The following is a 13170-nucleotide window of genomic DNA, read 5'->3' as shown; positions in this document are numbered from 1 at the left end:
CCAAGGTTGGATGGAAAATGACTTATCTAAATTGTTTTATGATATTCATCCAAATTATAACTCTTTTGTAGTGCAGTGACTATAGCATCCTGCCTTATTAGTATTAGTATTTTTTTATTGTTATATCATCAAATTATTTTTATTTATTCTTATAGTATTAAACTTTTTTTATTATTTATTACAGTTGTATTTTATTATTATAATTTTTCTTATTTTTTATTTTTGTCTAACTTTCCCTAGCTGACTTAACCAATGTACAAAAAAAACAGGTTCCACCATAGGTGAAACCTGCAATAAAATGTGACGATATGTGATTAGTGTAAACTGTTAGTAAGCTGAGAAGCAATAAACAGAATATAGTTTTAACACCGCAAGACTAACGTTGAATCAGTTTTTTAGGCTGCAATCGCCCATTAAGACTAACCGCACCCAACCCAAGAAAGCAACCTTGCTCGTCTATTAAGCGAATATCTACGGGTATTTCATGTTCCAATGGCTGGACTTTATCATTCTGACTATTGGTTACACTTATAGAGTTAGACGACTGGTTAATAACTTCCGATATATAATCTCTGATATCTTCCGTCAGCTGTTCAAATACGTTTAGGCGCTGACCCATATGCACGCGAGCACACTGTTCAGTCGTCAATGTCAGCTCAGCATCGATATCAATGCAAGCGTCAATGGCTAATAAATGAGACTGTCGACTGTCTAAAGCCATCTCTTCTAATGCTGATAAAGCAATCGCTTCCTCAATGTTGAAATTGCCAACTTGCGTACGTCGTAACGCAGTCAAATGCCCCAGCGTTCCCATTGCTTTAGCGATATCTTCACCCAGTACGCGCACGTAAGTGCCTTTGGTACAAGTGACCGTCAATTGAATCTGCGTATCATCGATGGCTTCGAGGTTAATCGCCTTGAGAATAATATCTCTTGGCTCTCTCTCTATTTCGATACCAGCACGAGCATATTCATATAGTTTTTTGCCATCTTTTTTTAGGGCAGAATACATCGGTGGTATCTGCTGCTGGGCACCCGAAAACTGTTGTACAACCTTATCTAATAGCGCATCGTCAAATTTCGGAATAGGTGCTTGTGCCATGGTTTGACCGTCGGCATCGCCTGTATCTGTCTGGCTACCAAGTAAAATAGTCGCTTGATAGGATTTGTCCGCATTAAGTTGATAATGACTAAACTTCGTCGCCTCACCCATACAAATAGGCAGTAGCCCCGTTGCCATGGGATCAAGCGTACCAGTGTGACCGGCTTTTTTGCTATCGTGTATCGGTGATTTAAACAGATACTTCACCTTTGACACCACTTGCTGCGAGGTCATACCTTTAGGCTTATCCACTAAGATAACACCAGAGACTTTTATTTTATCAGCCATCTTATTGGCTTTTTTATCAGCTTGATTGGGCGGTCTAGACATAATGGCTTTTACTCTTTGATTTCTTACTCATCGTTCTCGTTTTGCTCAGTTTTGGTGACCGCCTGATTAATCAAGTCCATCATATAGTTACCACGAGCGGTGACTTCATCATAATGAAAGCGCAATCGCGGCGTGGTACGTGTTTTCAGACTGTGGCTCAACTCCGTACGTAAAAACCCAGCGGCTTTATTGAGGACTTTGACACTTTCTTCGTGGTTGGTCTTGGTCATAGCATCATTAAGTTCAGGCTCCATGATGGTGACGTAGACATCAGCATAGCCTAAATCTGGGCTGACCTTAACACTAGAGATTGTGACAAAACCTGTTAAACGAGGATCGTTGACTTCGTCACGAATGAGGACCGCAAGCTCGCGCTGAATTTGATCAGCCAAACGTTGTAAGCGTTGATTCATATTATTACCTTATTTTTTATATGGCTCGTCTTCATTCATTAATTAACTAACATATTTGTTTATCAATAAATTGAAGACTGTAAATTTGAAGACTAATAGTTGTCAAAAAAGGCCTAGCAGGATGTACCTGTTAGGCCTAAGTACAGCTGAATATTCATAAGATAGCTGGTTATTTACGTCATGCTTAATAAAGCAAGTTACATAACCAACTGTCTTCGTTTTAAACAGTAACTTTAGATAGTACGTGCGAACTCTTGGATTTCAAAGACTTCGATTTTATCACCCGCTTCGACATCGTAGCCACGAACTGCAAGACCACATTCCATGCCAGTACGTACTTCATTGACGTCTTCTTTATAACGACGCAATGATTGCAAATGGCCAGTAAAGATAACTTGGTCATCACGTAAGACGCGGATAGGTTTGTTGCGATAAATCGTACCCTCAACCACCATACAACCAGCAGCTGCACCAAATTTACTAGAGCGGAATACTTCACGAACATCCGCCACACCCAAGATTTTCTCACGATGTTCTGGCGCGAGCATACCGCTCATGGCTGCTTTAACATCATCAATCAAGCCATAGATAACACTGTAATAGCGAATATCCATATTAGCCGCGTCAGCTTTACGACGGGCGGTCGCATCTGCTCGGACATTGAAGCCTAATAGTACTGCTTCGCTCGACTCTGCAAGAGTGACATCCGATTCAGAGATAGGGCCAACACCGGAGCTAATTACTCTGACTTTTACTTCATCAGTTGATAGCTCGTTCAATGCAGCAAGTAATGCTTCAAGAGAACCACGAACATCGGTTTTCAATACGATGTTTAAGAATGACACATCGCCTTGTTCCATCTGATCGAACATGCTCTCTAAACGCATGGCATTCTGGCGTTCAAGTTGACGCTCACGCTCACGGTTGGTTCTAAAGTCCGCCACTTCACGAGCTTTTTTCTCATCCGTTACGACTAAGAATTCACTACCAGCCGCTGGCGTTTCAGGCAAACCTAAAATCTCCACAGGGATAGAAGGACCAGCTGTTTTGATACGCTGACCACTCTCATTAGTCATCGCACGAACTTTACCATAATGTTCGCCGGCTAAGACCAAGTCACCTTGCTTTAAGGTACCTTTTTTGACTAGAACACTAACAACAGGGCCACGACCTTTCTCAAGTCTTGATTCAATGACCACACCTTGCGCCGCGCCATCTAATGGTGCTTCTAATTCCATCAATTCAGCTTGGAGGCTAATGAATTCCAATAGCTCGTCGATACCTTCGCCAGTTTTGGCTGAGATACGCGCCATTGGGGTATCGCCGCCCCATTCTTCTGATACCACTTCTTTCGTGGTTAACTCATTTAGGACACGATCCGGATCAGCACTTGGCTTATCCATTTTGTTGATAGCAACAATGATAGGTGTGCCAGCAGCGCGAGCATGATCAATCGCTTCTGCAGTTTGTGGCATCATACCGTCATCAGCAGCAACAACGATTACGACGATATCTGTCGCTTGGGCACCGCGTGAACGCATGGCACTAAAAGCTGCGTGACCTGGGGTATCAAGGAAAGTAATCACACCGCGATCTGTTTTTACATGGTAAGCACCGATATGCTGGGTAATACCACCCGCTTCGCCAGTCGCAACCTTAGTTTCACGGATTTTATCGAGTAGTGATGTTTTACCATGGTCAACGTGACCCATGATAGTAACCACTGGTGGACGCGTTTGGATATTACTGCTGCGTTCATCAACGGCATATTGTAGATCATCTTCAACTTTGGTATCGCTGACTGGTACAGGGTTGTGACCCATCTCTTCAACAAGTAGACTGGCTGTTGCTTGATCAATCATATCTGATTCACGAGCCATTTCACCCATTTTCATCAGCAATTTAGTCACTTCACGAGCTTTAACCGCCATACGCTGAGCGAGATCTGCTACTGTGATTTGCTCACTAATCTCAACATCATAAATAATTTTATCAAGCGGCTTTTCAAACTTATGCTGTGTCGACTGACTTGAACGTAAACCATTTTTACGGTTTTTGATTTCACGCTCATCTTGATTCTTACGACGACGACCACGAGCTCCAGTGCTACTTGCACCGCGCTTAATTTCACGACGTTCTTTTTCAAACGATTCTTCTAACGCATCACCGACTAGACCTTCTGCCAGTGGCTCGTCTTTACGAACTTCAGCAGCAGGCTGATCCGTATATTGACCCGCCATTTTACGCATTTGCTCAAGCGTACGTTTTTGCGCTTCTTTCGCTTGGGCTTGACGAGTTTCTGTTTCGATTTGACGTAAACGATTCTCTTCTTTTTCACGTACTTCGCGAGCTTTGCGCTCAGCTGCCGTTTCAACTTTTGGTTTGGTTGCAGCGACTTTTTTCTTCGGCTGTTCTTTTGGCTTAACTTCAACAGCGGCTTTACCACCTTTTTTCACAACCACTGAGGTTGAGATATCGTCATTCTTGTCGTCTGATTTTTTGCTAGAACCTAAGCTTGCACGCATCGCCGCTAAGGTTGCTGCTTGACGCTCTTCAGACTTTTTCTTGGTGGCAGCACGCTCTTCAGCATCTTTAGCAGCACGCTCTTGCGATTCAATCATCGCTTGCTCACGCGCAGCCAATTCTTCAGCCATTTTCTCTGGATCAGGCTTTTCGAATACTTTCTTTTTACGCACTTCAACATTGACACTCTTAGATTTTCCTGAAGAGCCGGTCACACGCGCGGTGCTAGTTGTCTTAGACTTCAGACTAATACGACGCTTTTCTTGCTGACCATGACTTTGTTTTAAATACGTCACCAGTTTTTCTTGCTCAACCTCAGTAACTAAGTCATCTTCTGCGCGAGTAGGCAGTCCAGCATCTACCAGTTGCTGTTGTACAGCACTCGTAGTTTTGCCTACCATATCTGCCAGTTCTTTGACGGTCTTATCTGCCATTTAATATCACCTACTGTCTATTATTTGCTATATGTTCAATTCAGTTGTTGGCTACAAATGATTGGGGTAAGGCTGGTATTTGTATTGCAATCATACCAACACTTTATTATCGATAGCATATCACCAAAAGACAGCGATATGCAGTCACCGCTTATTCATTGAACCAAGATTCCCGAGCTTTCATGATGAGTTTTCCTGCGGTTTCAGTATCTAATCCTTCGATATCTTCTAAATCGAAGACGGCTTGTTCTGCCAAGTCATCAACGGTGATGATGTCTTTTTGTGCCATTTTATAAGCCCAGCTGACGGTCATACCCTCAAGATCTTGTAACTCTTGACTTGGCTCTTTCATGTTTTGTTGTTTAAATAATTCATCTGCAATGACTACTTCTTTGGCGCGCTCTTGAATCATATCAATCGCTTCATCATCTAAACCCTCTATATCATAAAAGGTTTCGACTGGTACATAAGCCACTTCTTCGATACTGGTAAAACCAATATCAACAAGCGCATGTGCTAAGTCGCGATCCACCTCTAAACGCTCATAGAATAATTCGATGAATGCTTTAGATTCGTTTTCTTGACGCTGCTGATACTCTTCTTCTAGCATCATATTAAGCTTGTAGCCCGTAAGCTCGGACGCCAAACGGACGTTTTGACCTTGTGAGCCAATCGCGCGCGCCAACTGATCGTTGGTACTGAAGATAATATCGGCCATCTGCATGTCTTCATCTAAAATAATACTGCTGACATCAGCTGGCTCTAAAGAACTGATAATGAATTGTGCTGGATCATCTGACCACACCACCACATCAATACGTTCGCCATCAAGCTCTTGCTGTACCGCTTGAATACGCGTACCACGCATACCGATACAAGCACCAACAGGGTCGATACGATGATCGTTAGTCTTCACCGCTATTTTAGCACGAGTACCCGGCAAGCGAGCGACGTTACGGATTTCAATAATTTGTTCTGCAATCTCAGGCACTTCTTTTTGCATCAAGGCTGAAAGCATCTCAGGATGGGTACGTGACAACAATAGCTGTGCACCGCGGTTTTCACGATTCACATGATACAAGATAGCGTTGATGCGCGATTTTGCACGTAATTGCTCGCGTGGCAACATCTGATCGCGTGAAAGATAACCTTCTGCGTTGTCACCTAAATCGATAATATAACCATCACGAGTTTGCTTTTTGACTTCGCCGTACATCATCTCACCAACACGTGGCTCAAAAGCATCGGCTACGAGCGCACGCTCAGCTTCACGAATTTTTTGAATGATAACTTGTTTGGCTTGAGTCGCCGCAATACGACCAAACTCAATCGATTCGATTTGCTCTTCTTTAACATCACCAATAGACCATTCATCTTGATCAAGGTCAGTAATTGCTAACTGACAGGCAGGCATTTCGTGATCTTCATCTGCAACCACTGTCCAGTAACGATAAGTATCGTAATCACCCGTTGTACGGTCGATGGCAACCCGTACGGCCACTTCTGGCTGTTCGGTATATACTTTTTTCTTCGTCGATACCACTAAAGCGTCTTCGATGGCTTCAAAGATATCTTCAGGATTTAAGCCCTTTTCATTACTGACAGTTTCTACTACCGTTAAGATTTCACGACTCATACTATACCTGTCCTATCATTTTTTAATTGACTTAAATTTTATAATTTATGACTTGCTATATATTTTCACCGTAAGCTATCTAAGCTATTTGGAGACTACGCTATTTGAAGAGTAAGCTATTAGAGAGTAAAGTTTTAAAGATTAAGCATCTTCATAAACCAAATTGGCTTTATCGATATTACTTAACGCAATTTCAAACTGTTCACCATCACTTGACGTCAATTTCAAGGTGTTTGCATCAATACTATCTAGAGTACCAGTGGCTTTACGGCGTTTTTGATCGCCATCACCCATCGCTTGTATTAAACGCAAGCTGACGGTTTGACCCACATAAGCATGCATCTGCTCATCTGAGAAAAAAGCACGGTCAAAACCTGGCGAAGACACTTCTAAAATATACTCACCAGCGATAGGATCATGAACCTCAAGAATACCGCTCACTTGATGGTTCACCGCAGCACAGTCTTCGATGGTCACGTGCTTATCTTGGGCTTGCTCTTCTGGCAGCGCCTCAATATAAATACGTAATAAAGAGCGATTGCCTTGTGGCGCGAATTCTATGCCCCACAATGCCACATCACAAGCGGCGACGGCAGGGGCAATAATATTGGTCAGTTCTGCAACTTTGGTCGAAAGCTTCATAATCTATTTATATTTTCCTATTCACTTATCTATCGTACTTAATAAACTGTTTTAAAGTCTTTGCTTATCTCTGCCATCATATAGTATTTATTTAACCATAAGAGACACTGTCATTGTTTTATTTTTAAATCACAAACCTATCATTATTATATAGGCCATTATCATAGAGGCGCTGTGTATTTATATGAGGATGAGCGTATAAAACATCAAGCTCAGCCAAACCATGCTTTTATTATTCATAAAGCAGTACTATCGATAAAAGAGTGAGGAGTAAAAGAGTACTAAAAAATAGTTTGCTTAAGAAACGTCACTCTAATGACGACGAGTAATGACAAGCTACCATAAATGGCGTCGTACTCTATAGGCCTAGAGCTTAGCATAAGTAGGATAGATACCGCGATAACGCCAATCATCAGATACAAAAAAACCCACAAACATAATGGTGGGCTAATCGGTACTGACAAATTTAGCGTGCAATACATCAGTATAAAAAATGGTAGCGGGGGCTGGATTTGAACCAACGACCTTCGGGTTATGAGCCCGACGAGCTACCAGACTGCTCCACCCCGCATCAATCTAGAACGCGTATTATAGGGAGGTTTTGTAGAAGTGTCAATACTTATTTAAAAATAATTTAAAATAAAGTATTTAACTCGATCAACTCTCTTAATACGATACTACCTTAACAGCTTTATACTTTGAAATATATCAATTTAAAAAACTAATACTTCAAAACTTGGTGCGATTGGGGGGACTTGAACCCCCACAGCTTGCGCCACCACCCCCTCAAGATGGCGTGTCTACCAATTCCACCACAATCGCATTCTTCTCACTGCTCTGTTTTCTAACCTTTACTCTATCTGAATAGATGCTTTAAGGTAGGCACCAATAGACAAGGACTTGTAAAAACAGAAAAGCATTGTAAATCTAACGCCTTAAAATAGCAAGCGTTGCCTATTCAAAAACGCTTACGAAAAAATAGCTATTCAGGGTTTTGAGTCAAAGGGCGTGGCGTTTGTGGTGCTGAAACCGGCGCATCTAAACGAAACTGATCTTCTGCCTGCTTACGAGCATGAACCGCAAGAGTCATACTGGTGATAAAAAATATGACCGTAAGCACCGCAGTCGCACGCGTCAAGAAGTTAGCCGTTCCTGCTGCACCAAATACAGTGCCTGAAGAGCCAGCACCAAACGAAGCCCCAGCGTCTGCCCCTTTGCCATGCTGTATCAAAATCAAGCCGATCATGGCAATCGCCACGATAATGTGCAGGGCTAATATAAACGTAAACATGGTGGCCTCTTTTGCCGCGTAATGACGACTGATAACGGAAAATAAATCTTAAGGTTAATGGTGATAGCAATTAGCGCGCAATAACGCCAATTCGATTGTGTTAAATAAGGCGCATTGTACACGATTGCAAGGGCACTGTTAAACCTACTTTTGCCAACTGATAAAGACATTTTATATACGCATGAGATATTTATTAGCTGTATTTTGCTTATATTAACTAAATATTTGCACTACTAAAGGCTTTGGCAATCATCAAAAAACTTTCGGCCTTTAATGAAGCGCCGCCGACCAATGCACCGTCAATCATAGGATCTGAGGCAAAGCTATCGGCATTATCAGCATTGACACTACCTCCATATAAAACAGTCATTGAATCAATGGCTTCGGCAAAACTGGCCATCTTTTGCTTAATATGCTGGTGGGTTTTACTGACTTCAGCCACGGTCGGTACTTTGCCAGTGCCAATCGCCCAGACTGGCTCGTAAGCAATGATTAGGCGCTCAGGTAATGATGCTATCAGGTCTGGCTGCTGGGCAAGCAAGTCTTTAATAACCGATAACTGGGTATCGATGACGTCAAGCGTTTGCTTAGCATCGTATTGCGCTTGGGTTTCCCCAATACAAAGTATCGCACCTAAGTTATGCGTCAGTGCATGCGTCAGCTTTTTTACTAGGCTATCATTAGATTCGCTATGGTATTGACGGCGCTCAGAGTGTCCAAGTATCGTCCACGTTGCGCCAGTATCTGCCACTTGCTGCGCTGAGCAATCACCCGTATACGCGCCAGTGCTCGCACTGTGAGCGCTGATATCTTGAGCCGCACTAAGTATTGAACTGCCTTTTAAACGTGCACTCACAGCCGCCAGATGAATACAGCTCGGCGCCACCATTAACGTGCATCGTTTCGATACCTCTATAGCGGCTTGTATAGCGGCTTGCTTTTCGGCATCAACTGCCACCAATAAATCGTCTAATAACACATTGACGTCGTGGCTCGTTGCTGGATTTTGTTTCCAATTGCCAATTACCCAAGCTTGCATACCTATCTACCTTGTCTCATGTATTCATGCCAATGCGGCTGATATGCGCGCCAGTATAACAAATAATTCACAAGTGCTATAGTATAGTGCTGCCCAAATCAAAACAGAGCTTTACGGTTAGGGTGGGTTAAATAGCCGACCATGGCATTGATAGAAAACAGCTATATATAGTTGACTCACCTTTAAAAGGCTATAGTACTGCTGAGATTAATTTTTCATAACCTCCATCTACGCAGGCATAGCAAGCAAAATCTATTCTAATAGCGCGTTATAGTATTTATTTTATTTAGGTCTGATTGTAGTCTGGTTTTATATTTTTACGCTGTGCTTGCGCTATTGATATATTTTCACCAGCTATCCATTTAATGGTCTATATACAGCCTTTAAAATAAAGCCTTCAAAGTGAAGTAAAGTCCTATATTATACTGATAGAAAACCAAACACTGCCTATTCATAAAAAAGCATCACTATAAATAGTACGCTAAACTAAAATGGCGACAGTGCTGTTATTGATAAAAACACGTGACTCTTAAAGGTTATATAAATAGGGGTTATTTAGATAGGGGCTATATAACCCCTAGGTAAATACACAAAATAGTTGGTATTAAGGAGAGGTCATAATGTCTATTACAACCAATAAGTATGGTGGTTTAGCACAACAACTTATCAATGAAGGTGTTGTCAGCGAAGCGAACATGAAAACCGCGCAAACCGAGTCTCAGCAGCAAAAAATAGGGCTGGTACCATACTTAGTAGACAATAAGATGGCCAAAGCCTCGCAACTGGCTCAGATGCTGTCACAAGCCTTTGGCGACCCTCTTTTCGACCTTGATGCATTAAACCTCAATGTTATCCCAAAAGACTTAGTCGACGAAAAAATCGTTCGTAAATTTAATGCTTTGCCAATTTTTAAGCGCGGTCAGCGCTTATTTGTCGCTCTAAGTGATCCGACACGTATAGATGCCATTGATGCGATTGCTTTTAATTCCCGCCTATCTATTGAAACGGTTGTCGTCGAAGAAGATAAGCTCAAAAAGCACATCGAAAGTCTTTACGCCGACACCATGCAAAGTTTTGATAGTTTCTCTGACGGTGACTTCAACGTTGGCTTGGAAGACGGCGAAGAAGCCGATGAAGAAGGTGAAACTAAGCTTACCGATAGTGTAGAAGAAGCACCAGTCGTCAAATTCGTCAATAAAATGCTAGTCGATGCCATACGCATGGGCGCTTCTGATTTGCATTTTGAGCCCTATGAAAAAACCTATCGCGTTCGCTTTCGGGTCGACGGGGTGATGCAAAAAATGGCCAACCCGCCCGTACAACTTGCAGGGAAAATCGCAGCGCGTTTAAAAGTGATGTCACAAATGGATATCTCAGAGCGCCGTGTCCCGCAAGATGGACGTATCAAACTGAAGTTATCCAAAGATAAAGCCATCGATTTTCGGGTTAGCTGCTTGCCTACCCTATTTGGGGAAAAGCTGGTCCTACGTATCCTAGATCCATCGTCGGCGATGCTCGGCATTGAAGCACTCGGTTATGAGCCTGATCAAAAAGAGATGTTTTTAGAAGCGCTACACAAACCACAAGGTATGCTACTGATTACGGGTCCAACAGGTTCTGGTAAAACCGTATCGTTATATACGGGTATCAATATACTTAACACGGGTGATACTAATATCTCAACCGCTGAAGACCCAGTTGAGATTAACCTTGAAGGGATCAATCAGGTCAACGTCAACCCGAAAGTGGGACTGAATTTTTCCACTGCTCTTAAGTCATTTTTACGCCAAGATCCTGATATCGTGATGGTCGGTGAGATTCGTGACCTTGAAACCGCTGAAATTGCGATAAAGGCGGCGCAGACAGGACATATGGTGCTGTCAACCCTACACACCAACTCCGCACCTGAAACCTTGACGCGTTTGCGTAATATGGGCGTGGCTTCCTTTAACATCGCAACGTCAGTGAATTTGGTCATTGCCCAGCGGCTAGCGCGGCGTTTATGCAAAAACTGTAAAAAACCGATTACCATCCCACGACAAAGTCTGCTTGAGCTTGGTTTCACCAATGCCGACTTAGACAATCCAGATAATATCATTCATGAGCCAGTAGGCTGTAATGAATGCCGTGAAGGTTATAAAGGGCGCGTGGGCATCTACGAGGTGATGAAAGTCAATTCAGATATTTCACGAATTATTATGGAAGACGGAAACGCCATAGATATCAAAGATGCGGCTCTCAAAAATGGCTTTCGAGACCTACGTCGCTCTGGTATTTTGAAAGTGTTGCAAGGCGTGACCAGTATTCAAGAAATGATGCGTGTCACCTCCGAATAATATCTTCTAAACCGTCAGGCGCCTTATTATTATAAGCCAGCAATAACCATTGCTGAACAGAATTAAAAATAAAACAGATGGACACTGGTTTTTTGCGCTAAAATAGAGTAATCCAGCTATTATTAGCTAGGCATTATTTATATACTTGCAATATCTAATTAGATAATTTTTGAGGGTAGTCACATGGCAAAAGCTAAGACCGATATGTTGTTAGACTTTGTCTATGATGGGGTGAACCGCCGCGGACAAAAAGTGAAGGGTGAAACCACCAGTCGTAGTTTGGAGCTGGCGAAAGCCACTCTACGCAAGCAAGGTATTACGGTCAAAGGCATCAAGAAAAAACCAAAGCCCTTATATACCTTTAAAAAATCTATTAAGCCTATTGATATTGCTATTTTTGCCCGTCAATTGGCAACCATGATGAAAGCAGGCGTACCATTGACACAGTCCTTTGAGATTGTCGCTGATTCTCTTGATAACCCTAGTATGAAAGAGCTGGTTTTGCAAATAAAAGCGGATATTGAAGCCGGTGGCACCTTTGCGTCGGCATTACGCAAGCATCCACGCTATTTTGACGATCTCTTTTGCTCTCTTGTCGATTCTGGTGAGCAGTCCGGTTCTTTGGAAACCATGCTTGAACGAGTAGCGACCTATAAAGAGAAAAGCGAATTACTCAAAGCGAAAATTAAAAAAGCCATGAAGTACCCTATTGCCGTCATCACAGTGGCCATTGTTGTCACCATTATTCTACTGGTCAAAGTCGTCCCTGTGTTTGCTGATTTATTCGGCTCGTTTGGTGCAGAGCTACCTGCTTTTACCCAAATGGTGGTGGGTATGTCTGAGTGGATGCAGGCATGGTGGTTCATTTTGATTGTATTTATTGGCGGCACTATTATTGGTTTTTCAGAAGCCAAAAAGCGCTCTAAGAAATTTCGCGATTTTTTAGACCGCGCTGTCTTAAAGGCTCCTATCTTTGGTAACATTGCTTACCAAGCAGTCATCGCCCGTTTTTCTCGTACGCTATCCACGACTTTTGCCGCTGGCGTGCCGCTTATTGATGCCTTGGATTCTACGGCTGGTGCAGCAAATAACGTGGTATTTTATGACGCGATTCAACAAATCAAAAACGACGTCGCTACCGGTCAACAATTACAGTTTTCGATACGCTCAACCAATTTATTTCCCAGTCTCGCCATTCAAATGGTCGGTATCGGTGAAGAGTCTGGTAGTCTAGAGGAAATGCTAGATAAAGTGGCCGTCTATTACGAAAACGAAGTCGATAACGCTGTTGATGGTCTGACCAGCTTGATGGAGCCATTGATTATGGCGGTGCTTGGGGTATTAGTCGGTGGCTTGGTCATTGCCATGTACTTACCAATCTTCCAGATGGGCTCAGTGGTAGGCTAAAGGCTAATTAAAGGACA

9 protein-coding genes and 2 tRNA genes are annotated in these 13170 nt (G+C 42.6%); 2 read left to right on the top strand and 9 right to left on the bottom strand.

The features are described from left to right. Positions 1-376: 376 nt before the first annotated feature. From truB to tpiA, 9 genes are all read right to left on the bottom strand, one after another. Positions 377-1432, bottom strand: coding sequence for a tRNA pseudouridine(55) synthase TruB (truB, locus tag EI162_RS05495; protein WP_192523416.1), 1056 nt, complete (start codon positions 1430-1432; stop codon positions 377-379). A 23-nt stretch (positions 1433-1455) separates the two neighbouring features. Continuing rightward, positions 1456-1845, bottom strand: coding sequence for a ribosome-binding factor A (locus EI162_RS05490; protein ID WP_192523415.1), 390 nt, complete (start codon positions 1843-1845; stop codon positions 1456-1458). A 233-nt stretch (positions 1846-2078) separates the two neighbouring features. Continuing rightward, entirely contained in the window at positions 2079-4802 is a 2724-nt protein-coding gene (infB, locus tag EI162_RS05485) for a translation initiation factor IF-2 (RefSeq protein WP_192523414.1), read from the bottom strand. A gap of 151 nt (positions 4803-4953) precedes the next feature. Next, on the bottom strand, positions 4954-6438 hold the full coding sequence (gene nusA / locus EI162_RS05480) for a transcription termination factor NusA (protein WP_192523413.1): 1485 nt from the start codon (positions 6436-6438) through the stop codon (positions 4954-4956). A gap of 141 nt (positions 6439-6579) precedes the next feature. Then, positions 6580-7080, bottom strand: coding sequence for a ribosome maturation factor RimP (gene rimP, locus EI162_RS05475; protein ID WP_192523412.1), 501 nt, complete (start codon positions 7078-7080; stop codon positions 6580-6582). 494 nt (positions 7081-7574) lie between these two features. After that, positions 7575-7651 (bottom strand) — tRNA-Met (locus EI162_RS05470). A gap of 166 nt (positions 7652-7817) precedes the next feature. Next, positions 7818-7902 (bottom strand) — tRNA-Leu (locus tag EI162_RS05465). 160 nt (positions 7903-8062) lie between these two features. After that, positions 8063-8371 carry a preprotein translocase subunit SecG gene (secG, locus tag EI162_RS05460; protein ID WP_021814138.1) on the bottom strand — a complete coding sequence of 103 codons (309 nt, stop codon included), beginning with the start codon at positions 8369-8371 and terminating at the stop codon, positions 8063-8065. Positions 8372-8588: 217 nt separating this feature from the next. Then, positions 8589-9410 (bottom strand): triose-phosphate isomerase, encoded by an 822-nt coding sequence (gene tpiA, locus EI162_RS05455; protein ID WP_192523411.1) that lies wholly within the window; start codon positions 9408-9410, stop codon positions 8589-8591. A gap of 620 nt (positions 9411-10030) precedes the next feature. Between tpiA and pilB the strand changes: the two genes are divergently transcribed. Next, positions 10031-11746, top strand: a complete 1716-nt coding sequence (pilB, locus tag EI162_RS05450; protein WP_192523410.1) for a type IV-A pilus assembly ATPase PilB — start codon at positions 10031-10033, stop codon at positions 11744-11746. Between the two features lie 183 nt (positions 11747-11929). After that, the gene (locus EI162_RS05445) at positions 11930-13153 is read left to right on the top strand and encodes a type II secretion system F family protein (RefSeq protein ID WP_192523409.1); all 1224 of its coding nucleotides are present in this window, start codon (positions 11930-11932) and stop codon (positions 13151-13153) included. Positions 13154-13170 lie beyond the last annotated feature (17 nt).

This window comes from Psychrobacter sp. FME6, assembly GCF_014861365.1.
Classification (GTDB): Bacteria; Pseudomonadota; Gammaproteobacteria; order Pseudomonadales; family Moraxellaceae; genus Psychrobacter.
Note: the sequence above shows the minus strand (reverse complement) of the source record. Positions and strands in the feature narration are given on the sequence as shown.

What these genes read in the sequence shown, in the direction of transcription:
- truB (WP_192523416.1), bottom strand. Translation starts at nt 1,432, where the DNA reads ATGTCTAGACCGCCCAATCAAGCTGATAAAAAAGCCAATAAGATGGCT.
- EI162_RS05490 (WP_192523415.1), bottom strand. Translation starts at nt 1,845, where the DNA reads ATGAATCAACGCTTACAACGTTTGGCTGATCAAATTCAGCGCGAGCTT.
- infB (WP_192523414.1), bottom strand. Translation starts at nt 4,802, where the DNA reads ATGGCAGATAAGACCGTCAAAGAACTGGCAGATATGGTAGGCAAAACT.
- nusA (WP_192523413.1), bottom strand. Translation starts at nt 6,438, where the DNA reads ATGAGTCGTGAAATCTTAACGGTAGTAGAAACTGTCAGTAATGAAAAG.
- rimP (WP_192523412.1), bottom strand. Translation starts at nt 7,080, where the DNA reads ATGAAGCTTTCGACCAAAGTTGCAGAACTGACCAATATTATTGCCCCT.
- secG (WP_021814138.1), bottom strand. Translation starts at nt 8,371, where the DNA reads ATGTTTACGTTTATATTAGCCCTGCACATTATCGTGGCGATTGCCATG.
- tpiA (WP_192523411.1), bottom strand. Translation starts at nt 9,410, where the DNA reads ATGCAAGCTTGGGTAATTGGCAATTGGAAACAAAATCCAGCAACGAGC.
- pilB (WP_192523410.1), top strand. Translation starts at nt 10,031, where the DNA reads ATGTCTATTACAACCAATAAGTATGGTGGTTTAGCACAACAACTTATC.
- EI162_RS05445 (WP_192523409.1), top strand. Translation starts at nt 11,930, where the DNA reads ATGGCAAAAGCTAAGACCGATATGTTGTTAGACTTTGTCTATGATGGG.